Source organism: Streptomyces sp. NPDC090083 (assembly GCF_044747445.1).
Taxonomy (GTDB): Bacteria; Actinomycetota; Actinomycetes; order Streptomycetales; family Streptomycetaceae; genus Streptomyces.
In genome coordinates this window covers 12,238-37,746 of the sequence record NZ_JBIVED010000001.1, presented here as the reverse complement: position 1 = coordinate 37,746, position 25,509 = coordinate 12,238, and the positions used below count along the sequence as shown (strand labels likewise).

Annotated in this window: 23 protein-coding genes and 1 tRNA gene; 16 read left to right on the top strand and 8 right to left on the bottom strand. The window is 73.1% G+C overall.

Going from position 1 to position 25,509, the window contains the following annotated elements; genetic code table 11:
- Positions 1–5: 5 nt before the first annotated feature.
- Positions 6–863, top strand: a complete 858-nt coding sequence (locus tag ACIPTO_RS00170) for an intradiol ring-cleavage dioxygenase (protein WP_401187988.1) — start codon at positions 6–8, stop codon at positions 861–863.
- The gene (locus tag ACIPTO_RS00165) at positions 860–1,930 is read left to right on the top strand and encodes a maleylacetate reductase (RefSeq protein ID WP_401187985.1); all 1,071 of its coding nucleotides are present in this window, start codon (positions 860–862) and stop codon (positions 1,928–1,930) included. Before ACIPTO_RS00170 ends, ACIPTO_RS00165 begins: the two co-directional genes overlap by 4 nt.
- Before the next feature lie 8 nt (positions 1,931–1,938).
- On the opposite strand, the gene ACIPTO_RS00160 is transcribed toward ACIPTO_RS00165, so the two are convergent.
- On the bottom strand, positions 1,939–2,517 hold the full coding sequence (locus ACIPTO_RS00160; RefSeq protein WP_366322652.1) for a helix-turn-helix domain-containing protein: 579 nt from the start codon (positions 2,515–2,517) through the stop codon (positions 1,939–1,941).
- A 147-nt stretch (positions 2,518–2,664) separates the two neighbouring features.
- On the opposite strand from ACIPTO_RS00160, the gene ACIPTO_RS00155 reads away from it, so the two are divergent.
- The 4 genes from ACIPTO_RS00155 to ACIPTO_RS00140 all read left to right on the top strand — a co-directional run bounded on the left by ACIPTO_RS00155 (position 2,665) and on the right by ACIPTO_RS00140 (position 6,048).
- Positions 2,665–4,128 (top strand): MFS transporter, encoded by a 1,464-nt coding sequence (locus ACIPTO_RS00155; RefSeq protein ID WP_401187981.1) that lies wholly within the window; start codon positions 2,665–2,667, stop codon positions 4,126–4,128.
- 26 nt (positions 4,129–4,154) lie between these two features.
- Positions 4,155–4,907 (top strand): NUDIX domain-containing protein, encoded by a 753-nt coding sequence (locus tag ACIPTO_RS00150; protein WP_366322656.1) that lies wholly within the window; start codon positions 4,155–4,157, stop codon positions 4,905–4,907.
- 95 nt (positions 4,908–5,002) lie between these two features.
- Positions 5,003–5,914: a YceI family protein gene (locus tag ACIPTO_RS00145; RefSeq protein ID WP_401187978.1), complete on the top strand. Its 912-nt coding sequence runs from the start codon at positions 5,003–5,005 to the stop codon at positions 5,912–5,914.
- Between the two features lie 60 nt (positions 5,915–5,974).
- Positions 5,975–6,048, top strand: a tRNA-Pro gene (locus tag ACIPTO_RS00140).
- Between the two features lie 88 nt (positions 6,049–6,136).
- On the opposite strand, the gene ACIPTO_RS00135 is transcribed toward ACIPTO_RS00140, so the two are convergent.
- Entirely contained in the window at positions 6,137–6,778 is a 642-nt protein-coding gene (locus ACIPTO_RS00135; RefSeq protein WP_366322660.1) for a hypothetical protein, read from the bottom strand.
- A gap of 261 nt (positions 6,779–7,039) precedes the next feature.
- A complete protein-coding gene (locus ACIPTO_RS00130; protein WP_401187975.1) occupies positions 7,040–8,068 on the bottom strand; it encodes a zinc-dependent alcohol dehydrogenase family protein in 1,029 nt (342 codons plus the stop codon).
- A 120-nt stretch (positions 8,069–8,188) separates the two neighbouring features.
- Between ACIPTO_RS00130 and ACIPTO_RS00125 the strand changes: the two genes are divergently transcribed.
- From ACIPTO_RS00125 to ACIPTO_RS00085, 9 genes are all read left to right on the top strand, one after another.
- On the top strand, positions 8,189–8,824 hold the full coding sequence (locus ACIPTO_RS00125; protein WP_401187972.1) for a TetR/AcrR family transcriptional regulator: 636 nt from the start codon (positions 8,189–8,191) through the stop codon (positions 8,822–8,824).
- Between the two features lie 10 nt (positions 8,825–8,834).
- Complete coding sequence (locus ACIPTO_RS00120; protein WP_366322665.1) at positions 8,835–9,716, top strand: AraC family transcriptional regulator; 882 nt, start codon at positions 8,835–8,837, stop codon at positions 9,714–9,716.
- A gap of 139 nt (positions 9,717–9,855) precedes the next feature.
- Positions 9,856–10,758: an ABC transporter ATP-binding protein gene (locus ACIPTO_RS00115; RefSeq protein WP_401187969.1), complete on the top strand. Its 903-nt coding sequence runs from the start codon at positions 9,856–9,858 to the stop codon at positions 10,756–10,758.
- Between the two features lie 78 nt (positions 10,759–10,836).
- On the top strand, positions 10,837–11,898 hold the full coding sequence (locus tag ACIPTO_RS00110; protein ID WP_366322669.1) for an iron-siderophore ABC transporter substrate-binding protein: 1,062 nt from the start codon (positions 10,837–10,839) through the stop codon (positions 11,896–11,898).
- A gap of 35 nt (positions 11,899–11,933) precedes the next feature.
- Complete coding sequence (locus ACIPTO_RS00105) at positions 11,934–14,012, top strand: iron ABC transporter permease (protein WP_401189640.1); 2,079 nt, start codon at positions 11,934–11,936, stop codon at positions 14,010–14,012.
- Between the two features lie 91 nt (positions 14,013–14,103).
- Positions 14,104–15,189, top strand: a complete 1,086-nt coding sequence (locus ACIPTO_RS00100) for a peptidase C39 family protein (RefSeq protein ID WP_401187966.1) — start codon at positions 14,104–14,106, stop codon at positions 15,187–15,189.
- Positions 15,190–15,291: 102 nt separating this feature from the next.
- On the top strand, positions 15,292–15,414 hold the full coding sequence (locus ACIPTO_RS00095; RefSeq protein ID WP_366322673.1) for a hypothetical protein: 123 nt from the start codon (positions 15,292–15,294) through the stop codon (positions 15,412–15,414).
- Positions 15,411–17,240 carry an ABC transporter ATP-binding protein gene (locus ACIPTO_RS00090; protein WP_401187964.1) on the top strand — a complete coding sequence of 610 codons (1,830 nt, stop codon included), beginning with the start codon at positions 15,411–15,413 and terminating at the stop codon, positions 17,238–17,240. Before ACIPTO_RS00095 ends, ACIPTO_RS00090 begins: the two co-directional genes overlap by 4 nt.
- A gap of 62 nt (positions 17,241–17,302) precedes the next feature.
- The gene (locus ACIPTO_RS00085; protein WP_401187962.1) at positions 17,303–17,980 is read left to right on the top strand and encodes a class I SAM-dependent methyltransferase; all 678 of its coding nucleotides are present in this window, start codon (positions 17,303–17,305) and stop codon (positions 17,978–17,980) included.
- 40 nt (positions 17,981–18,020) lie between these two features.
- Here the strand turns inward: ACIPTO_RS00085 and ACIPTO_RS00080 are convergent, their stop codons facing one another.
- The 5 genes from ACIPTO_RS00080 to ACIPTO_RS00060 form a co-directional block, all read right to left on the bottom strand.
- Complete coding sequence (locus ACIPTO_RS00080) at positions 18,021–19,577, bottom strand: carboxylesterase/lipase family protein (RefSeq protein ID WP_401187959.1); 1,557 nt, start codon at positions 19,575–19,577, stop codon at positions 18,021–18,023.
- Positions 19,578–19,604: 27 nt separating this feature from the next.
- Positions 19,605–20,243, bottom strand: coding sequence for a GPP34 family phosphoprotein (locus tag ACIPTO_RS00075; protein ID WP_401187956.1), 639 nt, complete (start codon positions 20,241–20,243; stop codon positions 19,605–19,607).
- Positions 20,244–20,356: 113 nt separating this feature from the next.
- Entirely contained in the window at positions 20,357–21,019 is a 663-nt protein-coding gene (locus tag ACIPTO_RS00070; RefSeq protein ID WP_401187953.1) for a response regulator, read from the bottom strand.
- A complete protein-coding gene (locus ACIPTO_RS00065) occupies positions 21,016–22,191 on the bottom strand; it encodes a sensor histidine kinase (protein WP_401187950.1) in 1,176 nt (391 codons plus the stop codon). Before ACIPTO_RS00065 ends, ACIPTO_RS00070 begins: the two co-directional genes overlap by 4 nt.
- An 83-nt stretch (positions 22,192–22,274) precedes the next feature.
- Positions 22,275–23,276, bottom strand: coding sequence for a glycoside hydrolase family 43 protein (locus tag ACIPTO_RS00060; protein WP_401189638.1), 1,002 nt, complete (start codon positions 23,274–23,276; stop codon positions 22,275–22,277).
- A 211-nt stretch (positions 23,277–23,487) separates the two neighbouring features.
- Here ACIPTO_RS00060 and ACIPTO_RS00055 point away from each other — a divergent pair, with 211 nt between their 5' ends.
- Positions 23,488–25,305 (top strand): ABC transporter ATP-binding protein, encoded by a 1,818-nt coding sequence (locus tag ACIPTO_RS00055; RefSeq protein WP_401187947.1) that lies wholly within the window; start codon positions 23,488–23,490, stop codon positions 25,303–25,305.
- The last annotated feature ends 204 nt before the right edge of the window (positions 25,306–25,509 follow it).

Genomic DNA, 25,509 nt, shown 5'->3' with positions numbered 1-25,509 from the left:
CCGCAATGACCACTGACGTCACCGTCACGGACGAGGCCGTCGCCAGTCTGGAGGGGACCGCCGACCCCCGCCTCAAGGAACTGCTGACCGGCCTGATCCGGCACCTCCACGCGTTCGCGCGGGAGTCCCGCCTCACCCAGGCGGAGTGGGAGCGGGCGATCGGCTTCCTGACGGAGACCGGGCAGACCTGCACGGACACCCGGCAGGAGTTCATCCTCCTGTCGGACGTGCTCGGCCTGTCGATGCTCGTGGAGACCATCAACGGCGACCACGCCGCCGGTTCCACCGAGTCGACGGTGCTGGGCCCCTTCCACATGACCGAGTCGCCGGTGCGCGAACTCGGCGCCGACATCGACCTGGTGGGCGGCGGCGAGCCCTGTGTGGTCAGCGGCCGGATCGTCTCCGACGACGGCACCCCGCTCCCGGGCGCACTCCTCGACGTGTGGCAGGCCGACGGCAACGGCTTCTACGACGTGCAGCAGCCGGACGTCCAACCCCCGGGCAACGGAAGGGGGTTGTTCACCGCGGACGCGGAGGGCCGGTTCTGGTTCCGCACCTGCGTCCCGAGCCCGTACCCCATCCCCACGGACGGCCCGGTCGGCGACCTCCTCAAGGCCACCGCCCGCCATCCCTACCGCCCCGCCCACATCCACTTCATCGCCTCGGCCGAGGGCCACACGCCGGTCACCACGCACATCTTCGTGGCGGGCAGCGACTACCTCGGCTCCGATGCCGTCTTCGCCGTCAAACAGAGCCTCGTGGAGGACTTCACCCCGACCGACGACCCGTCCCTGGCGCGGGAGTTCGGCATCGGGAACCCCTTCCGCCACGCCCGCTTCGACCTCGTCCTGGACCGCGCGTGAGGAACGTCCTGGACTTCGCCTACGACGCCCAGCCCATGCGGGTCGTGTTCCGGCCCGGCGCCGCGCTCACCGCGACCCCCGCGGAGGCCGAACGGCTCGGTCTGCGCCGGGTGCTGGTGCTCTCCGGTGCCCGGGGCGCCGACACCGCACGGGCGGTCGCCGACGCGCTGGGCGAGGCGTGCGCCGGGGTGCACGCGGAGGCGAGGATGCACGTACCGGTCGACGTGGCGGACCGCGCGGTGGAACGGGCGCGCACGCTCGGCGCCGACGGCTGTGTCGCGGTCGGCGGCGGCTCGGCGGTCGGCCTCGGCAAGGCGATCGCGCTGCGCACCGGCCTCCCGCTGATCGCCGTGCCCTCCACCTACGCGGGCTCCGAGATGACCCCGGTCTGGGGCCTCACCGAGAACGGCGTCAAACGCACCGGCCGCGACCCCGCCGTCCTGCCCCGCAGCGTCGTCTACGACCCCGAACTCACCCTGGAACTCCCCGTCCCGCTCACGGTGACCAGCGGGATCAACGCGATCGCGCACTCCGTGGAGGCCCTCTACGCCCCGGACACCTCGCCGCTGATCGCGCTGATGGCGGAGGAGGGCGTACGGGCGATGGCCGGTGCGCTGCCCCGACTGGCCGTCGAACCGGCGTCGTCGGAGGCCCGGAGCCGCGCCCTGTACGGGGCCTGGCTGAGCGGCTCCTGTCTCGGCGGTACGACGATGGGCCTGCACCACAAGCTGTGCCATGTCCTCGGCGGCACCTTCGGCCTGCCGCACGCGGAGACGCACACGGTGGTGCTGCCGTACGCGCTGGCCTACAACGCGCCCGCCGCGCCGGACGCCGCCGCGGCCGTGGCCCGCGCACTGGACGCCGGGGACGCGCCGCGCGCCCTGTGGGACCTGGGCCGCCGGCTCGACGCACCGCGCTCGCTCGCCGAACTCGGCCTGAAGGAGGGCGACTTGGCGACGGCGGCGACACAGGCGGTGAGCCAGGAGTACGCGAACCCCCGGCCCGTCACCGAGGAGGGGGCGCTCGCGCTGCTGCGCGCGGCGTACGAGGGCACGCCTCCCGCCTAGCCGCTCCGTCAGCGGTTCGTGCGGACGCCGTCCAGTGCGATCGCCAGCACGCGGTCGCGCTGGGCGTCGTCCACGAACGTCGTGCCGGTGATCCCGGCGGCCATGCGCAGCAGATCGCCGAAGTCCATGTCCGTGCGGGCCACGCCCGCCTTCTGCGCGCGCTCGAACAGCGGGCCGCCCGCGGAGAACATCGACTCACGGCAGGTCTCGAAGATCTCCGAGTCGTTCTCCAGCGCCTGCCGCACCGCCTGCTTCGTCGTCACGTAGCCCGCGAACCGGTTGAGCCACGCGGTCAGCGCCTCCCACGGCTCCCGGTCGGCGACGTCGAGGGCGAACTGGCAGAGCGCGTTCACCTCGCTCGCGTAGACGCTCTCGAAGAGGGCCCGGCGGGTCGGGAAGTTGCGGTAGAGCGTGCCGATGCCGACGCCCGCGCGCCGCGCGATGTCCTCCAGCGAGGCCTCCGCGCCGTGCTCCGCGAAGGCCTCGCGGGCGGCCGTCAGCAGGGCGTCGTAGTTGCGGGCGGCGTCCTTGCGGTGCGGTCTCTGGGCCGCGACGATCTCGCTGACGGGGAACGGTGGGGCCGTCACGGGTGCCTCCCAGGGGCGGGCTCGGTTGAACCGGAGGTATGCCTCCGCTATGGTGGAGGGGTACCTCCACTTTAGCAGTGTGGGCGCGTTCCGCCGTATCACCGTGCGCGGGCGCACCCCCGTTCGCTTGTTCCGGAGAGGCTCTCGATGCCCCGCAAGTCCTCCCGCCTCACCTTCGCGGTCCTCGCGACCGGTGCGGGCGTGTTCTCCATGCTGCAGTCGCTGATCGCGCCGGCCCTGCCGACCGTCCAGCACGCGCTGCACACCTCCCAGTCCACCGCGACCTGGGTCATGACGGCCTACCTGCTGTCCGCCTCCGTCTTCACCCCCATACTCGGCCGCGTCGGCGACCTCGTCGGCAAGAAGCGCACGCTCGTCGCCGTCCTCCTGGCCGTGCTCGCCGGCTGTCTGGTCGCCGCGCTCGCGCCCGACATCGGCGTCCTGATCGTCGCCCGGGTCGTCCAGGGCATCGGCGGCGCGCTGTTCCCGCTGTCCTTCGGCATCATCCGCGACGAGTTCGACGCGTCCCGCGTCCCGGGCAGCATCAGCAACCTGTCCGCCGTGATCGCCGCGGGCGGTGGCGTCGGCATGGTGGCCGCCGGACCCATCGTGTCCGCGCTCGACTACCGCTGGCTGTTCTGGTTCCCCGTCGCCATCGTCGCCGTCACCACCCTCATCGCCGTGCGCTACGTCCCCGAGTCGCCCAGCCGGGCCGACGGACGCGTCAACTGGCTCGGCGCCGTGCTCCTTTCGAGCTGGCTGGTCGCCCTGCTGCTGCCGCTCAGCCAGGCCGGGACCTGGGGCTGGGGCTCCGTGCGGGTCGTCGGCCTGTTCGCCGCGGCCGTCGTGCTCTTCGCGGCCTGGCTGCTGTCCGAGGCCCGCTCCGACAGCCCGCTCATCGACCTCAGGGTGATGCGCCTGCCGTCCGTGTGGACCACCAACACCGCCGCCCTGCTCTTCGGCGCGGGCATGTACGCGATCTGGTCCTTCCTGCCGGGCTTCGTCCAGACCCCGTCGTCCGCCGGATACGGCTTCGGCGCCAGCGTCACCGCGTCCGGCCTGCTGATGCTCCCGATGCTGCTCGCCATGTTCGTCTCGGGCGTGCTCAGCGGCCGTCTCGAACCGATCGTGGGCGCCAAGGCCCTGCTCACCACCGGTGCCGCCCTCGGCGCGGTCGCCTGCGCGATCCTCGCCCTCTGGCACGACCAGCAGTGGCAGATCGCCCTGGTGGCCGGCATCTTCGGCCTCGGCATCGGACTCGCCTTCGCCTCCATGGCCAACCTCATCGTCGGCAGCGTCCCGCCCGAGCAGACCGGCGCCGCGACCGGCATGAACGCCAACATCCGCACCATCGGCGGCTCGATCGGCGCCGCCGTGACCAGCGTCCTGGTCACCGGCCGCCTCCAGCCCTCGGGCCTGCCCTACGCCTCCGGCTACACCCACGGGTTCACGCTGCTCGCGGTGCTGCTCCTCGGCGCCGCGCTGGCCGCCCTCATGGTGCCGGCGCGCCGGTCCGGCCGTAGCGGCGGACAGAAGATCGGGGGCTCCGGGACGGCGCTCCTGAAGGCGGAGGAGGAGGCGTCGGTGATGGCACCCGGCGCCCTGAACTGACCCGGCCGGTGTGCCAGCATGAACCGATGATCGAAGAGAGCGCGCGGGGCTCCCGCGCCGAACTCCTGGACGTCCACCGGCTCCGGCTCGTCGAGACCGCCGCTCCCCGGCTCACCCCCGAGGAGCGGCGGTCGATGGACCGGCTGTGGGAGGCGAAGGTACGGGCCAACCCGAACTTCTTCGACGGCCCGGTCCTGGTGTGCGCGGGCGCACGGCCGGACGGGCCGGACGGAGTCACCGTCTCCTGGGTCAGGACGACCTACCGGCACTTCGCCCTGCGCCGCGTCCCGTTCTCGACCTCGTGGCTGCCGTCGTTCTTCGTCTCCGTCCTCCAACCGGCCGACGACGGACGCCTGTTGGTGGGCCGGATGTCCAAGGCCACCGCGGCACCGGGCCGTTGGCAGCTGCCGGGCGGCTCCCTCGAACCTCCCGAGGGCGACGCGCCGCTCGACATGAACGCCCTGTACCGCCACGCGGCACGGGAGTTGATCGAGGAGACGGGCATCGACACCCCGCCCGGCGACCTCACCCTCTGGAACGTCACCCGCACCAGGAACGGCAGCATCGGCGTCCTCTTCCGCGCCCCGTCCCTCCCGGAGGCACGGCTGCGCGAGCGGTTCGGGGCGATGACGGCGGACGAGCGGGCCCACGGGCGCGAACCGGAGCTCGACGACATGGCCCTGGTCGACTCGACCGCCCAACTCCCGCTCCTGGCGGGCCCGCACGCCGACTACCTGGAGCCGATCGTCCGCCGCTACGAGACGTCACGCGGCGCGTAACGGGCGTAACGGGTGTCTCGATTTGAGACACCCGTTGCGCGTGCGAAGCCTTCAGGATCAGCAGAGTACGACTGCTGTGAAGAAAGGTGATCACCATGGCCCTCGCACTGCTCAGGCGCCGGCGCCAGGCCGCCACCGCCCCGGCCGCGGGCCTCTCGCTCCCCCTCCCGCCCGGCGCGGGCGGCCTCGGCCGGGAGATCGTCGACCCGACGGGCGCGCCCATGGCCGCCGCCGACGTGACGGTGACGGCCCTGGACTCGCACCGCGTCGCCGCCTCCGGTACGACCGACCCGTACGGCTTCTTCCTCGCGGCCCTGCCGCCCGGCCGCTACAGCCTCCTCGTCTCCGCCCAGGGACTCCAGCCGCACCAGGAGACGGTCGAGGTCGTCGCCGGGACCGCCGAACCCGTGGAACGCGTCTGGCTCCAGCCCGCCCGCGCCCAGGAACTCCCGCCGCCCGGCACCTGGCTCTTCGACCCGCCGCACACCGCGATCCGCTTCATCGCCAAGCATGTCGGCATGGCCCATGTGCACGGCCGGTTCGAGCGGTTCCAGGGCGGCATCCAGATCGCCCAGGACGTCGCCGAGTCCCGGGTCCAGGTCCGCATCGACGCGTCCAGCATCACCACCGGCAACACCACGCGGGACGACCATCTGCGCTCGGGCGACTTCCTCGACGTGGAGCGGTACCCGTACATCGACTTCGCCAGCACGCGGTTCGCCTACCGGGGCGGCAGCAAGTGGAACCTCCAGGGTTCCCTGACGATGCACGGCGTGAGCCGCTCGGTGAACCTGGACACCACGTACCTCGGCACGGTCAACGGCGGCTACGCCGAGGAACTCCGCTGCGCGGCCCTCGCCACGGCCGAACTCCACCGCGAGGACTACACGTTGAACTGGCGAAGCATGCTGGCCCGGGGCATCGCCGTCGTCGGCCCCACCGTCCAGCTGGAGTTGGACATCCAGGCGATGTACCGCACCCACGACACCCCGACCCCGCCGAAGTGACCCGCCGTATGCGGTAGGGTTCACCTGCGCGTTCACCCGACCGACCGGGTGCGGCGCGAGCGGGACGTGGCGCAGCTTGGTAGCGCACTTGACTGGGGGTCAAGGGGTCGCAGGTTCAAATCCTGTCGTCCCGACTTTTCGAAGTCGCCGATCAGGGCCGCTTCCGGAGGTATCCGGAAGCGGCCCTGATCATTTCTGGGGATCGTGTGCGGTCCGGGTTGCTCAGAAGTGCCGTAGGCGCAGCAGGAACTGGCAGCCGCCGGAGCGGCCGTCGGCGTCGATCTTGACGGTGACCGGGGTGCCGACGAAGGCCGACCGGTACTGACCGGCGGGCAGGGCGTCGGGGCACTGGCCCGCGTCGCCGTCCGGGTAGAACTGGACGTCGAGGACGATCCTGCCGGTCACGGTGAAGGTGAGGTTGCACCAGCCCGGGCGGCCGTCGGTGTCGAGCCTGACGGCCTGTCCGAACACCGGGATCGGCAGGATCGGCGCCGCGTAGGTGTCCTGGTAGCTCCCGCACTGACCGGCGTCGCCGCCGGCGCTGGGCTGGAGCGAGTAGCTGATGCTGGAGCCGGTGAGGGTGCTGTCGGGGTCGTAGACGCCGAACGCCAGTTGGCAGCCGCCGCCGCGGTCGTCGGTGTCGAAGCGGATGGCCTGTGTCCAGTCGGGCGAGGGGGCCCACTGCTCCCCGGTCTGGCCGCCGCACTGGCCCGGGTCACCGTCGGCGTTGAACTGGATGCCGAGCTGCGGGGCGGCGCTGAGCGGGGCCGCCTCCGACGCGTAGGCGGCTGTGCTGGAGAGACCGGCGACCATGATCGCGGCGGCCACGAGTGCGCGCGCCGACGATCTCAGACGTCCGGTCATCCGTAAACCCCTCATCGGGAGTCTCCTCAGGTCTCAGGGCGCGACGGCAGGCGCCGCCGCACCGCTGTCGTATGCCGATGACATGTTCGGCAGGTCCAGACCGCAGTATCAGGCGTCGGCCCACCCTCCTGTTCGCCATGAACGCGCCAAAATCTGCGGCGGGTTGCGACGGGTGCGACCACTGCGGATCCGGCCATGTGACCTGCGGTCATCCGGCCATCCGGCCATCCAGTCATCCGGTCGTCCGGGCTGACGGCGGTGTCAGCCGCCTGCGGCAGCGCGATGCCGCTCGACCCGGCCGTCGGGCGTCAGGACGATCCTGCCGAACACGCTGCCCGCGTCCATCGCGCGGTGGGCCGACGCCGCCTCGTCCAGCGGCAGCACCTCGTGCACGACCGTGCGCAGGCTGCCCTGGGCGGCCGCGCTGAACTGGGCCGATCGCACGGCCTGCCGGTCCGCGCCGGGCACGGTGTCGGAGCTGAAGGTGGCGAACGACAGCGACCTGCGGAAGGCGTCCATGAGCCGCATGCCGAAGTCCGCCGGCGGCTGTCCGCCGACGACGCCGACCGCCACGTACCGTCCGTTCGGGTTCAACTTCTCCAGGAAGAGGGGGAGTTGAGGGCCTCCTACGACATCGATCACCACGTCGAAGCCCGATGGCGCCCCCGAGCCGCCCGTGCCACCTGTACCGCCCGTGCCGTCCTCGCCGGAGCGGTCCAGGACATGGGTCGCGCCCAAGTCCCGCAGCCGCGCGCCGCGTTCGGCCGAGGAGGTGGTGACCGCCACCGCGCCCGCCTCGCCCCGGGCCGCGAGCTGCACCGCCGTGATCCCGATGCTGCCCGCCGCGCCGCGGACGAGCACCGTCTCGCCGGGCGCGAAGTGCGCGCGGGCCAGGGCGAAGTGGGCGACCACGCCGGAGCCGCCGAGCGCCACCGCGTCCGCGCCGGTCAGGCCGTCGGGCAGCGGAAGGATGTCGTCGACCGACGCGACGGCCTCCTCGGCGTACCCGCCGGACAGACCGGTGAACGCCCACACCCGGCGCCCCGTCCACGAGGCGTCCACGCCCTCTCCCACCGCCTCGACGGTGCCCGCCACCTCACTGCCCAGCAGATGGCCCTCCCGGAAGCCGTACGCGGCGAGCGTGCCCCGGCGGATCACGGCGTCCACGCCGCCCACCCCGATCGCCTCCGTGGCGATCCGCACCTGCCCGGGACCCGGTTCGGGCCTGGGCAGGTCGACGACCTCCAGACCGTCGGGGTCTCCGAACCGCCTGATCACCACGGCTTTCATCGCTGCTCCTCACGTCCGGTCGCGGCACGGCGTCCCCGGCGGGACACCGGGACACGGGACCGTGCCGCCGTGATCGGACCGTAACGGACGCCCCCGTCCGGTTGGCTAAAGTGAGACGCCATGACCGAGCGATTGCCTCACCCCGGGCGCTCCGACGCCCGCGACAACCGGGCCCGCATCCTGGACGCCGCCCGCGCGGTCTTCGGCGAGGAGGGCCTGAGCGCGCCCATGCGCGAGGTCGCCCGGCAGGCGGACGTGGGCCCCGCCACGCTGTACCGGCACTTCCCGACCAAGCGCGCTCTGATCGTCGAGACCTTCGCCGCACAGCGGCGGGCCTGCCACGGCGCCGTCCGTGACGCCCTCGCGGACCCGGACCCGTGGCACGGATTCCGGAGCCTGATCGAGCGCATCTGCGAACTCCACGCGCACAGCCGGGGTTTCGCCGACGCCTTCATGACGGCCTACCCCGAGACCATGGACTTCGCCGCCGACCGGGACCGGACCGTGCACGCGGTCGCCGAACTGGCCCGCCGCACCCAGCGGACCGGCCACCTCCGCCCCGACTTCGTCGTCGACGACCTGATCCTCATGCTCACGGCCCACCAGGGCCTTCAGCACACACCCCGCGCCGCCCGCCTCACCGCCTCCCGCCGCTACGCCGCCTACGTGATCCAGGCGTTCCGCTCCACGCCGGAGTCGGGACCGCCCGCGCCCCTGCCGCCGGCGCCGCGTCTGCGCCTGGCGGAGGCTCGATAGACTCGCCCCCATGGTCCGGTCGTCCCGTGGTGAAGCGAGCGTCGGGACGTGGCGGCGCGAGGCGGGCACCGTGGTGCACCAGTCCGACGCCTTCCCGGAGGTGACGGTGGAGCCGTTCGCCATCGCGGCCGGGTTCCACGTACCCCCCGTCCCCACCGAGTGGGCGCCGCACGCGCATGCCCTGCACGAACTGGTCTGGGTGCGTGGCGGGACGCTGACCTCCCGGGTGGAGGACCGGGTCTTCACCGTGTTCACGGGGCAGGGGCTGTGGATGCCCGCCGGAGTGGTGCACGGCGGGCGGGCCACGGCGGGCGCGGAGTTCCATCACGCCTTCTTCGCCCCCGAGCCGACGTCGTTCGCGTTCGCGTCCGGTGAACCGACGGCCATCGCGATCACACCGTTGCTGGAGTCGTTGCTGACCCACCTGTACCGCACGGATCTCGACGCGGCGGCCAGGACGCGGGCGGAGTCGGTCGTGTTCGACGTGATCCGGCCCGCGGAGCGGCAGTTCGCCCTGCACCTGCCCGGCGACGCCCGTATCGACGCCATCGCCGAGGCGCTGCTCGACGATCCCGCGGACACCCGTTCACTGGAGGAGTGGGCGCGCTGGCTCGGCATGAGCGAGCGCACCGTCACCCGCGCGTTCCGCACCGCGACGGGCCTGTCCTTCGCGCAGTGGCGGCAGATGCTGCGGGTCCACCGGGCGCTGGTGCTGCTGTCCGAGGGCTTCGACGTGATGACGGTCGCCGAGACGCTCGGCTACGCACAGCCCAGTTCCTTCATCGTCGCCTTCCGGCGGGTCATGGGCACCACACCGGGCGCGTTCTTCGGCACGGGCGACTCCGTCCCCGGGAGTGTCCGGAATCCCGTATCGCCTGTCCACAACTCCTGATTGTCGACAGGGCGGGCAAAACATAAGCTGCGCGGAGTTAGGTAACCCTTAGTTCGAATGCGGACGGCGGGCGGTGCTTGTCGTGCCCGCCGGTCGAGGGTGCCGTAGTCCTTGCTCCTCCGACCGTCCGGATCCATCGATGTTCACCAGCCTCTTCCGGCCCGCCGGCCGCGCCGCCGCCGACCCCGCCACGCCGGTCGCCGCCCTCGACGGGCACGACCTCGTGCTGCGGTACGCCGGCACGACGGTCGTCCACGGCGTCTCCATCGCCCTGGAACCCGGCCGCGCGACCGCCCTGGTGGGGCCGAACGGCAGCGGTAAGTCCACGCTCCTGCGCGCGCTCTCCAGGCTGCACAGGATCGACGACGGCCGGATCACCCTCGGACGCGCGACCGGTGACGGAGCCGACGCCCGGCCCGGCGTTGCCACCGACGGGCCGGGCGTGCGCGACGCGGCGCTGCTCAGCGCCCGTCAGTTCGCCCGCGAGGTCACGCTGTTCTCCCAGTCGCGGCCCGCGCCCCAGGGCCTGACGGTCACGGAGGTCGTCGCGTTCGGCCGCCACCCGTACCGCCGCGGCTTCGCCGGGCCGAGCGCCGAGGACCGTGCCGCCGTGGACCGGGCCATGGGCGTCACCGGCGTACGGGACATGGCCGACCGGCCGGTCGGAGAACTGTCCGGCGGCGAGATGCAGCGGGTCTGGCTCGCCGCCTGTCTCGCCCAGGACACCGGCGTCGTCCTGCTGGACGAACCGACCAACCACCTGGACCTGCGCTACCAGGTCGAGACGCTCGACCTGGTGCGCGATCTCGTCGAGGACCACGGCATCGCGGTCGGGATCGTGCTCCACGACCTCGACCAGGCGTCCCGCGTCGCGGACACGCTCGTCCTCATGCACGCGGGCCGCGTGCACGCGACGGGCACACCCGCCGAGGTGCTCACCGCCGAGCACATCCGTGAGGTCTACGACATCGGTGTCGAGGTCGGCGTCGACCCGCGCACCGGCCGGCTCCGCATCGACCCGATCGGCCGGCACCCCGTCTGAACCGGCGTCTCCGCCGCCGCGCCCACTCGTAGGAACACCCGCAGGGACACCGCGGGACATCAGGAAAGAGGCTTGTTCATGAACCGTGCCCACCGTCTGGCGGCTTCGGCCTCCGTGGGGCTCTTCGTCCTCTCGGTATCGGCCTGCGGCACGACCGACGTCGACAAGGTCGAGGCGGGCACCAGCGCCAGTGCCTCGCCCGCGTCGAAGAGCTGTGCCGACGACACCACGACCACCTCCACGAAGCCCGTCTCCTTCACCGACGGCGTCGGCCGGAAGGTGACGCTCGCCAAGCCCGCGAAGCGCATCGCCGTCCTGGAGTGGCAGCAGGTCGAGGACGCGCTGACGCTGTGCGTCACCCCCACCGCCGTCTCCGACAAGAAGGGATACGGCACCTACGTCAGCGCCGAGAAGCTGCCCAGCGGCGTGACCGACATCGGTACCCGCGGGGAGCCCGACCTCGACAGCCTCTACGCCACGAAGCCCGACCTCATCGTCGTCGAGGCGTTCAAGGCGAACGACGAGACCCTCGTGAAGCTGGCGAAGCGGGGCGTTCCCGTGATGGCCACGAAGGGCGCCGACCCCAAGGACCCGCTCGGGAACATGAAGAACGTGTTCAGCATGATCGCCAAGGCGACCGGTCGCACCGAGCGCGCCGACCAGGTGCTCAAGCAGTTCGACGAGCACCTCGCGACGGCCGAGCAGAAGGTCGCCGACGCCGACCTGCCGACGAAGAAGTTCCTGTTCTTCGACGGCTGGCTGGAGAGCGGCAACCTCGTCGTCCGCCCCTACAGCAAGGGCGCCCTCTTCACCCAGATAGGTGAGGAACTCGGCATGACCCCCGCCTGGACCGACAACATCAACAAGGCCCACGGCGACGGCGGTGTCGACCCCTCCTACGGCCTCGCGCAGACCGACGTCGAGGGACTCACCTCGGTGGGCGACGCCAACCTCTTCTACTCCGCCGACGAGAGCGCCGACGGGTACGTCGCCGCCCTGAGGAAGAACCCGCTCTGGAAGAGCATGCCCGCCGTGAAGGAGGGACGCGCGCACGCGTTCCCGGCCGGGGTGTGGGGCGCGGGCGGCCCGCTCTCCTGCGAGCAGGCCATCGACGCGTACGTCGACGTACTCGACAAGTGAGCACGACGACACGGGAACCGGTGACACGGGAGCCGGTGGAGGCGCCGCCGGGCGAAGCGTCGCCGCGCGGCGGCGGCCTCACCGGGGCGGCCGTCCTCGCCGCGCTGCTCCTCCTGACCGTCCTGGTGGGCATGTGGCACCTGACGCAGGGGACGTCGGGCGTCGGCGTCGGCGACCTGGTGCGCTACGTCACCGGGGAACGGCAGACCAGTGGCGGGGCGCCGGTCGGTGAGATCCTCACCGGCTCGCGCCTCCCGCGCCTGCTCGCGGGCGTGGCCGTGGGCTTCGCCCTCGGCTCGGCCGGCACACTGCTCCAGTCCGTCACGCACAACGCGCTCGCCTCGCCCGACACCCTCGCGGTCACCTCCGGGTCCTACGTCACGCTCACGCTCGTCGCGGCCTTCGGCATCTCCGTCCCGCTGTGGGCGTCGGGCGCCGTCGCCTTCGCGGGCGGCCTCGTCGCGGCGGGTCTCGTGCTGCTCCTCGCGGGACGGGCCGCCGGCACCGCGGGCACCCGTCTCATCCTCGCCGGATCGGCGATGGCGATGGCACTGGACGCGGTCAGCGGGATGCTCCTCATCCTGTTCAAGCAGAACACGGTCGGCCTCTTCGCCTGGGGGAGCGGTTCCCTCGCGCAGATGAACATCGACGCGTCGCTGCGCGCCTTCCCCGTCATGGCCGTGGTGCTGTGCGTCGCGCTGGCCCTGTCCCGGCGGCTCGACGTGATGAACCTCGGCGACGACACCGCGGCCACCCTCGGCGTACCGATCCGGACGACCCGCGTGACCGCCGTGATCTGCGCGGTGGTCCTGACCGCCACGGCGGTCACCCTCGCGGGCCCGATCTCCTTCGTCGGCCTCGGCGCCCCCGTCCTGGCCCGTCTGATCGCCGGACGGGCCCGGGCACTGCGCCGGCATCTCCTGCTCGTCCCGGCGGCCGGACTGCTCGGCGCGCTGCTCATCCTCCTCGCGGACGCGACCCTGCGCGCGATCCAGGGGGCGAACGGCGCGGCCTCCATCCCCACCGGGGTACCGACCGCGCTGCTCGGCTCCGTCGTGATCGTGGTCCTCGCGCTCCGCCTGCGCGACACCGGCGAACTCCGGCAGCCGCCGCACGTACGCGTCGCCGTACGCTCGCGCCGGGGATTCCTCCTCGTCGTGGCCGGCGCGGTCGCGCTGCTCCTCGTCGCGGTCCTCGTGGGCGCACTCGCGGGCAGCATCTGGCTGCGGACCGGCGACATCGGCCTCTGGCTGCGCGGTGCCGCCCCGGACCTGATCGGCCAGGCCCTGGACGACCGCGTCCCCCGGGTGACCGCCGCGGTGCTGGCCGGCGCGGCGCTCGGACTGGCCGGATGCGTCGTGCAGGGCGCGGTCCGCAACCCGCTGGCCGAACCGGGCGTGCTCGGCATCACGGCGGGCGCCGGACTGGGCGCGGCGGCCGTCGTCACCTCCGGCATGCCCGGCGGACGGCCCGTGCTCATCGCGGTCGCCGTCGCGGCGGGCCTCGCCACCTTCGCGCTGATCACCCTGCTGTCCTGGCGCGGCGGCTTCCTGCCCGACCGGTTCGTGCTGATCGGCATCGGCTGCGGGTACGGCATCAGCTCCGTCACCACGTTCCTCCTGCTGCGCGCCGACCCGTACAACACACCCCAGCTCTTCACCTGGCTCTCCGGTACGACGTACGGCCGCGAGTTCCCCGACGTCGTACCCGTGGCCGTGGCCCTCGTGCTCGCGCTCCCGGTGCTGATCGCGATGCGCGGCAGACTCGATCTGCTCGCCGTGGACGAGGACACCCCGCGCATCGTCGGTGTCAGGGTGGAGCGCACCCGCTTCGCGGCCCTGGCCGTCGCCGCCGTCCTCGCCGCGCTCAGCGTGGTCGCCGTCGGCGTCGTCGGTTTCGTCGGGCTGGTCGCGCCGCACCTCGCCCGGTCGCTGGTGGGCGCACGGCACGGGCGCTCGATCCCGGTCGCGATGCTGCTCGGGGGCGTCCTGGTGTGTGTGGCCGACACCCTCGGGCGCACGGTCGTGGCACCGGCCCAGGTGCCGGCGGGCCTCATGATCGCCCTGGTCGGCGGCCCGTACTTCATCTGGGTGCTGCGGAGATCCCGAGCATGACAACGGGGGCGCGCACCCAGCCCGTCCGCCGTCCCCCCGCCCCTCAGCCGCCCGTCGTCGGGCCTCGCACCGATCCGCCAGGAGCACCGGAATGCCGTCGTCCCAGCAGGAAGCGCCCGCCGAGCGCACGGTCGTGCCGTTCGAACCCGGTGCCCTGCCCGGCCCGTTGCGGCGGCTCGGGCGCCACGAGGTGCTGGAGCGCTGGCAGTCGGTCGACCGCTCGGGCCACGGCGCCCGCATCGTGGCGGTCACGGGCGACAGCGCGGACTGGACCGGTGCCGCGCTGGTCACGGCCCGCCCGCACACCGCCTACCTGAAGATCGTCGACGCCGTCGGAGACGTACCTGCGGCCGTCGCGGCCGTCGTGGACCACGCACGCGACCGGGGCCTCGCCCAGGTCAAATGGGAAGGCTGGACGGCACGTCCCGAGGATGCCGCCGCCGCCGGTTTCACCGCCCTGCGTCCCCCGCTCGCGGGCGGCACGCAGGACGAGCCGGGGCCCGCGTCCGGCTACGTGCGCTGGCTGAGCGCGGGCGCGGAGGTGACCGAGCCGCCGTACTACCGGCAGTCCACGCACTTCTCCTGCGGTGCCGTGACCGCGCTGGTCGCGCAGGCGCACGCGGGCCTGCTGCCGTCCCGGTCGCTCGACCGGCGGGCGGAGCTGACGCTGTGGCGGGACGCGACGAACTTCCCCTCGTGCGAACCCGTCGGACTGGGCGTCGCCGTGCGCCGGGCGTGGCCGTCGTCCTCCGTGGCGGTCCACCTCGACGTGGACCGGCCCGTCCTGCTCGACCACTTCCCGGAGACCGAGCAGGAGTGGCGTGCCCACCTCCAGGGCATGTCCCGCGCGGACGCGGCACGGGTCGGCGTGCCGATCGTTCAACAGCCCTTGTCCTCGGCCGGGATCCGGAACGCGGTCGAGCGGCGGGAGCGGGTGCTCCTGCTGATCTCGCTCGCCGGGATGCAGGGCTTCGAGGTACCGCACTGGGTGCTCTGCCACGGCACCGTGCCCGGCGCCGTCGTCATCGAGGACCCGTGGGCCGGTACGGCGACGGGGGACACATGGGTCGACGCCCACCTGCTGCCCGTCTCCGACGCATCCCTCGACACGATGTCGGCCGTACCGCCGGACCAGTTCCACGGCGCGGTGCTCATCGGCGGCGAGGCCACCGGTTAGGGATTCGGTAAGGGAACGTCATTCAATCCTCACCTCCCCTCTTGAAATCGGCAACTCCCTTCCCCGTATTCACAGTTGCCCACTTCGAGAAAGGGAAACGCCATGTCCTTCGCGAAGATCACCCTGGCCAAGAAGGCCAAGAAGAAGGAATGCGCCAAGGAAGCGCACCACAAGCACCACCACGGCGGAAAGCACCACCGCAAGCACAAGAAGCACGGCAAGTGACAGCGGTGCCGGGGTCCGCCCGCACCGCCGGCGCGGACCCCGGCACGCTCGGGAAGCGGACCGCCCCGGGGGAGCGCGGACCCTCCCGCATGCGCCATGCCCGCATGTCTCCCCTCGCCGCCTTCCGCACCTTCTGGCCCCTGGTCCGCGGCAACCGCGCCGCCGTCCTCGCCTCGGCCGCGCTCCTCGTCGTCTCGGCCGCCGCGGACGCCGTCGCGATCGGTGTCGCGGGCCACCTCACCGACGACGTCCTCGCCCCCGGCGACCTCGCCGCCTTCTGGACCCCGGCCACCCTGTGGCTCGGCCTGGCCGCGGCGGGCGCCGTGGCCTCCGCCGCGGGCAGCTACCTGTCCGGCTGGACCAGCGAGCACTTCCTCCTGGGCCTGCGCGACCACGTCTTCCAGCACCTTCAGCACCTTCCGCCCGGCACCCTCGACCGCTACGGCACCGGCGACCTGGTCACCCGCCTCACCGGGGACGTCGAGATCGTGGAGACACTGGTCGCCTCCGCCCCCGTGGACCTGATCACCTCCGCGGCGGGCGCCCTCGTCTTCGCCGTCGCCGCCTTCCGGACCAGCTGGCAACTGGCCCTCATCACACTCGCCGCGGCCCCCGTGATCTGGGCCGGCGCCCGGGTCTTCGGCACCCTGATGCGCACCGCCGGCCGCGCGGAACGCGACAGCACCGGACGGCTCGCCTCCCTCCTGGAGGAGACCCTCACCAACATGCCCCTGGTGCAGGCGTACGGCCGCCAGCGGACGGAGAGCGCCAAGGTGCACCGCGAGGGACGCGCCTGGATGCGGGCCGGACTGCGCCAGACCAGGCTGTCGTCGTGGTACGGCCCGTTCGGTGAACTCCTCGAAACGCTCAGCGTGTTGGCGGTGATCGGCGCCGGGGCGTGGCAGATCTCCGAGCACCACCTCAGCGTGGGCGGCCTGCTCTCCTTCGCCGCCTTCCTCAGCCATTTCCACCCGCGTCTGCAGGAACTCGGCGAACTCGCCGTCGGCGCCTCCACCGCGACGGCCGCCTGCGAGCGACTGACCGAGATCCTGCGCACCGCTCCCACCCCCGACACGGTCACCGGCCCCGGCACCCCGCCCCTCCCCGAACCCGTGCGCGGCGCCGTCACCTTCCAGGACGTCGACTTCTCCTACCCCGGTACCGCGAACCCCGTACTCCGCCACGTCCGGCTCGACATCGCCCCGGGTCTGCTGGTCGCCGTCACCGGACCCAGCGGCGCCGGGAAGTCCACCCTCGGCCAACTCCTCCTGCGCTTCCACGAACCCACCCGAGGCCGGATCCTGCTCGACGGCCGGAACATCGCCGAACTCCCGGTGGACGAACTGCGCCGCCACATCACCCTGCTCCCGCAGGACAGCATGCTCTTCGACGACACGATCCGCGCGAACATCGTCTACGGCCGTCCCGACGCCGCCGACAGCGACGTGCTCGCAGCCGCCGTCGCGGCCGACGCGCACGGATTCGTCACCGCGCTGCCCGAGGGCTACGACACCCCGGCCGGCCGGCACGGCCACCGTCTCTCGGGCGGCCAGCGCCGCAGGATCGCCCTCGCCCGCGCCATGCTGCGCACCGCGCCCGTGCTCGTCCTCGACGAACCCACCACCGGCCTCGACGACGCGGCGACGGCCCGCGTCATGGCCCCCCTGCGCCGCCTCACCGCCGGCCGTACGACGTTCCTCATCACCCACGACCGGCGCCTGACCGCGCTGGCCGACCTCGTCCTCCACGTGGCCGGCGGCGAGGCCGTACTGTCGATGCCCGCGCCGACCGGCGACCCCGCGCCGATGAGCGACGAGGCGGCCTGAGGGTTTTGCCGGAGTGGCAACAAAGGTGGCCCGACCGGCACGCGATGGGTGACCGTGGGCCCGTGACCGACAACACCGCAGAATCCTTCGCGCCCGACACCCGCCTGCCCGCCGACGGATACTCCGGGGACCCCGAGGTCCGGGCGGAGTGGGACAACCGGTACGCCGACCGGCAGCAACTGTGGAGCGGCCGGCCCAACGGCGCGCTCGTGGCCGAGATCGCCGGGCTCACGCCAGGACGCGTGCTCGACGTGGGCTGCGGCGAGGGCGCGGACGCGGTCTGGCTGGCGCGCGAGGGCTGGGACGTGACCGCGATCGAGGTCTCGGGCGTGGCGCTGGAGCGGGCCGCGGGGCATGCGGCCGACGCCGGTGTCACCGTCCGCTGGGTGCACGCCGAACTGACCGGGGCGGCGCTTCCCCCGGGCTCCTTCGACCTGGTCTCCGCGCAGTACCCGGCCCTGCTGCGCACACCCGACGCCGCGGCCGAACGAGCGCTGCTCGCGGCCGTCGCGCCCGGCGGTGTGCTGCTGCTCGTGCATCACGCGGGGATGGACACCCGGCATGAGCACGACGCCGAATTCGACCCGGCCGACTACGTCTGGCCCGCCATGGTCGCCGCCCTGCTCGACGACGACTGGACGGTGGAGGTGGACGAGCAGCGGCCACGGGTGGCACCCGAGGGCGGCGCGGGCGCCCACCACACCGATGACGTGGTGCTCCGGGCGCGACGACTGCGCTGACGCGCCGGCGCGTCCCTTGCGCCCAGCGAGCCCGGCTCCGTCAGGGGGCGTCCCAGAACGCGCAGTGGTGGCGAGGCTCCGCCGTGCGGGTGGGGGCGATGCGGTCCGGTGCCAGGGACTGCACCGTCCGCCGGGACCAGCGCGGGGACGACGGGCCGTCGGGACTGCCTGTCCTGGCGAAACGGGTCCAGTAGTCGATCATGGTGTCGGCCAGCCGGTGCTGCGCCGCGGTCAGGTCGCGAGGACGGCCCCCGAGGTCGAACAGGTACGGCAGTTCGCTCGCGTGGGGCGCGCCGAGCGGGAACGGCGGCGTGCCGGAGGTGAGCGGCGGGGCGTGCTCGTCGGCGAACTCGTAGCGCCAGGTGGGTACGTGGGCCGCCAGGAGAGTGCGGGTGCGGGCGGTCGGGCAGGCGAAGTCCGCGTCACCGATGACGGCGCCGAACACCGGGCCCCCGTCCGTGCCGTGCACCGGGTAGGCGCGGACGATCGCCTCGGCCTGTCCCGGGGCGGGAAAGAAGGCGGACACCACGTCGGGCCAGGTCTCGGTGGTGACCGGGTTGCCTGCCTGGATGATCCCGGCGGCCCAGCCGTTGCCCTCGTCGTGGTTGCTGCCGATCAGGACGGGGACGCGGTGGTAGCGGCCGGCGGTGATCGCCGCCGCGGGGTCGGCGGGCAGCAACGGGGTGTCGTAGGCCGGCTGTTGATCGGTGTCCTGGGCCGCGAGCAGGCGCGGAACGGAGACGCGCCGAAGGCAGGCGAGGGCGTCGCGGGCACCGCCGCAGCCGGCCTTCGCCGCCAGGTCCTCGCCCGCCGCGCGCGCCGTGGCCAGGGGTGCGGAGGACGGGGCGAACGGATGATCGGGGGTGCCGGTGCACGGGCCGCTCTCGATGATCGCGCGGTCGAAGAGCCCCCGGGCGGCGGGCGAGGCGAGCTGGGCGCAGACGCTGTAGCCGCCCGCCGACTCACCGGCCAGTGTCACCTGGTGCGCGTCGCCGCCGAAGGCCCCGATCCCGGCGCGGACCCAGCGCAGCGCGGCCTGCTGGTCGGCCAGCCCGAACGTGCCGGAGCCGGGCAGACCGTCGTGCGCGAGGAAACCGAGGGCGCCGAGACGGTAGTCGACGGTGACGACCACGACGTCTCCCCGGACCGCCATGCGGTGGGCGTCGTAGGAGGCGCCCGCTCCGGTGGTGAAGCCGCCGCCGTGCAGCCACACGATCACCGGCCGGGGGTGCGCGGGGTCCGCGCCGTCGGGTGCGGTGACGTTCACATGGAGGCAGTCCTCGTCGGTGCTGCCGCCGGGGACCTCTCCGGTCGCCTGCGGACAGGCGTGCGCGGGCCGGGTCGCGTCCCGCACCCCGTGCCAGGGGGCGGCGGGGCGGGGCGCCGCCCAGCGCAGTGCGCCCTTCGGGGGTGCCGCGTACGGGATGCCTTCGAAGGTGCGGTAGCCGTCGTGCGCGGTCCCCCGCACCACGCCGTCATCGGTGCGTACCTCCGTGACGGGCCGGGGCGCCGGCGTCGGCGCGGTGGTGGTCCAGGCCGTCGCCAGTACGGCGCTCAGGGCGCAGCCCAGGGTGGACAGGACGCGGTGCGTGCGCATGGTCTTCCTCTCCTCGTCCGGTGCCGGTCAGCCGCCGCCCATGCCGCCGCGGGCGGCGACCATGGTCATCGGCAGGGTGCGTACGGCCTTCTCCAGGCCGGGTGCGAGGGCCGCCAGCGAGTGCGTGCAGGCGTCGATACGGGCCCGGTACGTCCTGGCGTCCTGACGCGAGACGACCGAGCGGACACCGCCCGCCGCCGCCAGCGCCAGCAACGCGGCGTCGGCGGCCGGGACCTCCGCGACCGGGCCGTCCCCGCACAGCGCCGCGGACACCCGGGCGCGCACCACGGCCGACGCGGCACGGTCCGCCACGGTCGGCCTCCGGCCGCCGGGGCGCGTGCGGCGTGCGGTCGCGGTGAGCAGCCCCGCGGCGAGGAGCCGGTCCTCCACCCGCGTCAGGGTCGGCCGGCGGTGGCGGCGCACGAGACGCTTCCAGCCGTGCCCGGCCGCGGCGTCGCGCAGCACAGCGTCCAGGACCGGGTCCCCGGTCGGTTCCGTGCCGCACACGGCGACCGTGCCGTCGCGCTCCTCCAGCCGGCCGCGCGACGCGAGGTCGACGAGGGCGGCGGCCCGCACCAGGAACCCGGTGCGGGAGCGGTCGTAGGGGCCCTCGGACGCGTCGTCGTGGGCGAGCAGGTACATGAGGCCGGGCAGGTCGTCGATCACATTCCGACGGTAGGGCCGCAGACCCCGGCACCGGATCGGCCACGGGAAGGGCACCCCGGTGGGAGCGCGGGAGGACCGCGGCCCGGTGTCCTCCCTGAGGAGGAGACCTCGCGTCAGGGGTGGCGCGGTCGCACGAGTCCGTGGTCGTAGGCGGCGACGACCGCGTGGACGCGGTCGCGCAGGTCCAGTTTGCGCAGCACCGCGGTGACATGGTTCTTGACGGTGGCCTCCGACAGCCCCAGCCGCTCCGCGATCTCCGTGTTCGACAGCGCCTGCCCGATCAGGGTGAGCACCTCCCGCTCACGGCCGGAGAGGTCCCGCAGGGAGGGCGGCGGTGGCTGGTCGGGGGCGGTGCTCAGGAACCGGTCGAGGACGCGGCCGAGCACGGCCGGCGCCAGCAGCGCGTCGCCGCGCGCGGTGACGCGGATCGCGTCGACGAGTTCGCCCGGGCGCATGTCCTTCAGCAGGAACCCGCTGGCCCCGGCCCGCAGCGCGGCGACCACGTGCGCGTCGACGTCCCAGGTGGTCAGCACGAGCACCCGGGCGCTGCTCCCGCCGGTCACGATCCGCCGGGTGGCCTCGATGCCGTCCAGCACGGGCATGCGGACGTCCATCAGCACCACGTCGGGAGCCAGTTCCCGGGTCAGCCGCACCGCCTCCCCGCCGTCCGCGGCCTCACCGACCACCTCCAGGTCGTCCCTGGCATCGATGATCATGCGGAATCCGGTACGGACCAGGGCCTGGTCGTCGGCCACCACCACCCGGAGTGTCGTCACGCGCCCTCCACCGGCAGCCGCGCCGCCACCTCGAACCCGCCGCCGGCCAGTGGACCGGCCCGCAGGCTCCCTCCCACCAGCCGTACCCGCTCCCGCATCCCCACGAGACCGCGCCCCGCGCCCACCGAAGCCGAACTCCCTTGTGGTGTACATCCGTTGTCGGCCACCGTGACCTCCACGCACTCCCCGTCGACCGTCACGCGCACGCTCACCTCGTCGGCGCCGACCGCGTGGCGCAGCGTGTTGGTGAGGGCCTCCTGGACGATCCGGTACGCCGTCAGATCCACCGTCGCCGACAGCCCCTCGAAGACACCCTCGCGCCGCACGCGCACCGCCATCCCGGTCGCGCGCACGCTGTCCGCCAGCTCGTCCAGGCCCGCGAGCGAGGGTCCCGGCCCCCGCCGCTCCTCCGCCCCCGCGTCGTCCCGCACGTCCTCGGGCCCGAACGCGCGCAGCAGGAGCCGCAGTTCGCCGAGCGCCGAGCGGGCACCGGTCTCGATGGCGCGCAGCGCCTGCCGGGCCTGGTCGGGCCGCCGGACGAACACGTCGTCGGCGGCGCCCGCCTGAATGACCATCACGGACAGCGTGTGCGCCACCACGTCGTGCACCTCGCGCGCGATCCGCGCCCGTTCCTCGGCCACGGCCCGGTCCAACTCGGCCGCCACCCGCTCCCGTTGGGCCCGCCGCCACTGCCCCGCGGTCCACGCGAGGACCACCGCCAGCAGATAGACCGCCACCCCGGCGGGACCACCGCCCGCCCCGAACGCCAGCGGCACCAGCAGGCACATCGCCGCCAGCGCCCCCACCGACACCCGGCGCGGCCCGGTGGCCGACAGCACGCACAGCACCACCTGCGCCGCGAGCAGCGCCCCCGTCAAGCTCACCGCGGGCAGCAGCGCCCACACCCCGATCCCCGCCGCCGCGGTCACGCCCAGCACGGCGACCGTCCCACGCACCTGCCACCACAGCGCGCCGACCTGCACGCCGACCAGGGCCAGCGCCACGGCCCGCCGCCCACCGTGATCCGCGCCCGCCGCGAACACCGAGGTGCCCAGCACGGCGAGCACCAGCCCGGCGGACCCCCACCACAACGACCGCACCGCCCGCGGCGACAGCCCGCCGCGCGCCGCCTCCGTGACCACGACACCCGGCTGCCCCCTGCTACGGTCCACCGGCCGACCCTATCCACGGGAACCCCCGGAACCGGGGACGCCCGCCGCCGGAGTCCGCCACCGGCACGAGACGTGCGGACGGCTCAGCCGCCGCCGTCCAGATCGGTGCGCTGCCGCACCACCCGCACCTCGTCACCGGTCAGCTCCATCTCGTACAGCTTCCCCCGCGCGTTCTCGAACGGCCGGTGCAGGACCATCATCAACTGTCCCTCGAACGTGCGGAACAGCATCCCGTGCCCGCTGTCCTCCCGCACCAGCGGCCGGCGCTGCGCCCAGGGCCCGCGCAGCGCACCGGACCCGGAGACGGCGTAGGTCTGCACATAGCCGCCGGTGAGGGTGCCGTCCGCGCCGAGGACGTTCTTCTCGTACGTCGACCACAGCATCAGGAGGGAACCGTCCGGGGCGGGATACAGCTGCGGTCCGTCCGTGACGTACGGGGGCAGCTGGTGCGGCACGCCGGCCGGGATCTCCTCGCCGATCCAGGGCGCGTCCGAGGCCTTGAAGAGGAGGACGGGGTCGCCGATCGTCGCGGTCAGGTCCGGGGCGAGCCGGATCGCCTCCATCGTGCCGTCGACGGTCTGCAGCCACTCGTGCGCGTACACCATCCACGGCTGCCCGGACGGGTCGACGTACAGCGTGCCGTCCAGCGTCATGAGGTGTGCGGGCGGGGTGGGACGCGCGGGGTCGACCGCCTTGAAGGGACCCAGCAGGGAATCGGACACGGCCGTGATCGTGCCCCGCCGATGGTTCGCGAGCTGAAACGGCGTGCCCCAGCGGCCGGTCGGCGGCACCGGCAGCGGACTGTTCTCGTCGTGCAGCGTGGTGAAGAGGTAGTACCTGCCCCGCCACGCGTGCACTTCGGGCGCCCACCCCCCGTCGCCCGCCCAGAGGCCGGCCTGCTCCCCGGCCAGGAACACCACCGTCGGACGTGTCCAGTCGCGCAGGTCGGCGCTGCGGTGGACCATCGTGCCGACGCCCTCCACACCCGACACGGACGGGTCGTTGGACGTGTAGAGGTGGTATGTGCGGGTCGCCTCGTCGGCGACCACGAACGGGTCGTGCACGGGCATGTCGGGAAGCCGCATCGGTGCGCCGGTGAGCCGCGCCGGATCGCTGTCCGCAGTGATCGCCACGGTCGCAGAATACGTCGGAACCCTGTCCCCGCAAGCCCCTCGATCCCCGCCCGCATCCCTGCTGTCGAGGGAAAAACGCTTGGACCGCACGGAGTCCGTCGCGGGACACTGCCAGTCCTGGCCAGCCGTCACGCCGGGCGCCGGACGACATCACGGGGTGGGGATGGGATCGCCTGAATCGCGCGTCGCCGGGCCGCGCCGAGGCCCGGTGCTGCTCGCACTTCGTTACTACGGACGGGAGTTGGCCCGGCTCCGCCGCTGGACCGCGCCCGCCACACTGCTGCCCGCGCTGGGCAACATCGGCATCAACTACATCGCCCCGCTGATCGTCGCCAAGCTCGTCGGCCGCATCGCCGGCGACGCGGGCACCGGCGTCGGCTCGGCGCTGCCGTACGTCCTCGGGTTCGCCGGGGTCCTGCTCCTCGCCGAGATGTTCTGGCGCCTGGGACTCCACTGTCTGAACCGGCTGGACGCGCTCGGTATCGAGCACCTGTACGTCATCGGCATGGACGAACTCTTCGCCAAGGACGCCGCGTTCTTCCACGACAACTTCGCCGGGTCGCTCACCAAGCGGGTGTTGAGCTTCGCCTCCCGCTTCGAGGAGTTCGTCGACACGATGACCTTCCAGGTCGTGGGCAGCCTGGTCCCGCTGTTGTTCGGCTCGGTCGTGCTGTGGCGCTACGAACCGCTGCTCGTCGTGGGCCTGTTGGTGATGATCGCGCTCACCGCCCTGGTCGTCGCGCCGCTCATCCGGCGCCGCCAGGCACTCGTCGACCTGCGCGAGGAGGCCATCGCCCGGGTGTCCGGCCATGTGGCCGACAGCCTGATGAACATGGACACGGTCCGCGCGTTCGCCGCCGAGGAACGCGAGGCCGCCGAACACCGCTCCCGCGTCGCCCAGTCGAGGCGCCTCACCCTCCGCTCCTGGGACTACGGCAACCTGCGCATCGACACCCTCGTCGCACCGCTCTCCGTGCTCACCAACGCCCTCGGCCTGCTCCTCGCGGTGGCCCTCGGCGGCGGCGAACACGGCGTCGAGGCCGTCGTCGTCGCGTTCACGTACTACACGAACGCGACCCGGATCATGTTCGAGTTCAACCAGATCTACCGGCGCCTGGAAAGCTCGATGACCGAAGCCGCCCAGTTCACCGAGCTGTTGATGGCCCCGCCCACCGTCCTCGACCCGGACACGCCCGAACCGCTGCGCTCCCGGGCCGCTGACGTCCGCTTCGAGAACGTCACCTTCGCCCACGCGGGCGCCGACACCCTCTTTGACGGGCTCGACCTGACCGTGCCCAGCGGCACGAAGATCGGCCTCGTCGGCCGCTCCGGCGGCGGCAAGACCACCCTCAGCCGACTGCTGCTGCGGATGACGGACATCGACGCCGGCCGCATCCTCGTCGGCGGCCAGGACATCACCAGGCTGCGCCAGGCCGACCTGCGCAGCCTCATCGCCTACGTCCCGCAGGACCCGGCGATGTTCCACCGCACCCTGCGCGAGAACATCGCCTTCGCGCGGCCCGACGCCACCGAGGCCGAGGTCCGCCGCGCGGCCGAGGCGGCGCACGTCACGGAGTTCGCCGACGCGCTGCCGGACGGCTTCGAGACGATGGTGGGGGAGCGCGGCGTCAAGCTCTCGGGCGGCCAGCGCCAACGCGTCGCCCTCGCCCGGGCGATCCTGCGCGACGCGCCGATCCTGCTGCTCGACGAGGCGACCAGCGCCCTCGACTCCGAGAGCGAGATCCTCGTCCAGGAGGCGCTGTGGCGGCTCATGGAGGGCCGTACCGCTCTCGTGGTCGCCCACCGGCTGAGCACCGTCGCCGGCATGGACCGGCTGGTCGTCCTCGACCGCGGCCGGATCGTCGAACAGGGCGCGCACCAGGAGCTGTTGACCGCGGACGGCGCCTACGCGAAGCTCTGGCGGCACCAGTCCGGCGGCTTCCTCGACGACAGCCCCGAACACGCCGCCGACCTGCACTGACGGCCCGAACCGCGGCCGGTCTCCCGGGACTTCGCGCACCGGATCTCCGGGACACCGGCCGCCTCTGACCAACAACCGGTTTCTGGCCGACGGCCTTCCAGCGCCGTCCCGCCGGGGTCATCCAGTCTTTTCGAAAGTCCGCCCAGGGTCTTGACGCCGTTTCCGAGCCGGAAGAAGCTCTGCCCCACCGCATGACAACCGGTT

Excerpts from the sequence above, each read along its gene's own strand:
- ACIPTO_RS00170 (WP_401187988.1), top strand. The coding sequence starts at position 6 with ATGACCACTGACGTCACCGTCACGGACGAGGCCGTCGCCAGTCTGGAG.
- ACIPTO_RS00155 (WP_401187981.1), top strand. The coding sequence starts at position 2,665 with ATGCCCCGCAAGTCCTCCCGCCTCACCTTCGCGGTCCTCGCGACCGGT.
- ACIPTO_RS00150 (WP_366322656.1), top strand. The coding sequence starts at position 4,155 with ATGATCGAAGAGAGCGCGCGGGGCTCCCGCGCCGAACTCCTGGACGTC.
- ACIPTO_RS00145 (WP_401187978.1), top strand. The coding sequence starts at position 5,003 with ATGGCCCTCGCACTGCTCAGGCGCCGGCGCCAGGCCGCCACCGCCCCG.
- ACIPTO_RS00135 (WP_366322660.1), bottom strand. The coding sequence starts at position 6,778 with ATGACCGGACGTCTGAGATCGTCGGCGCGCGCACTCGTGGCCGCCGCG.
- ACIPTO_RS00130 (WP_401187975.1), bottom strand. The coding sequence starts at position 8,068 with ATGAAAGCCGTGGTGATCAGGCGGTTCGGAGACCCCGACGGTCTGGAG.
- ACIPTO_RS00125 (WP_401187972.1), top strand. The coding sequence starts at position 8,189 with ATGACCGAGCGATTGCCTCACCCCGGGCGCTCCGACGCCCGCGACAAC.
- ACIPTO_RS00120 (WP_366322665.1), top strand. The coding sequence starts at position 8,835 with ATGGTCCGGTCGTCCCGTGGTGAAGCGAGCGTCGGGACGTGGCGGCGC.
- ACIPTO_RS00115 (WP_401187969.1), top strand. The coding sequence starts at position 9,856 with ATGTTCACCAGCCTCTTCCGGCCCGCCGGCCGCGCCGCCGCCGACCCC.
- ACIPTO_RS00110 (WP_366322669.1), top strand. The coding sequence starts at position 10,837 with ATGAACCGTGCCCACCGTCTGGCGGCTTCGGCCTCCGTGGGGCTCTTC.
- ACIPTO_RS00100 (WP_401187966.1), top strand. The coding sequence starts at position 14,104 with ATGCCGTCGTCCCAGCAGGAAGCGCCCGCCGAGCGCACGGTCGTGCCG.
- ACIPTO_RS00095 (WP_366322673.1), top strand. The coding sequence starts at position 15,292 with ATGTCCTTCGCGAAGATCACCCTGGCCAAGAAGGCCAAGAAGAAGGAA.
- ACIPTO_RS00080 (WP_401187959.1), bottom strand. The coding sequence starts at position 19,577 with ATGCGCACGCACCGCGTCCTGTCCACCCTGGGCTGCGCCCTGAGCGCC.
- ACIPTO_RS00060 (WP_401189638.1), bottom strand. The coding sequence starts at position 23,276 with ATGCGGCTTCCCGACATGCCCGTGCACGACCCGTTCGTGGTCGCCGAC.
- ACIPTO_RS00055 (WP_401187947.1), top strand. The coding sequence starts at position 23,488 with ATGGGATCGCCTGAATCGCGCGTCGCCGGGCCGCGCCGAGGCCCGGTG.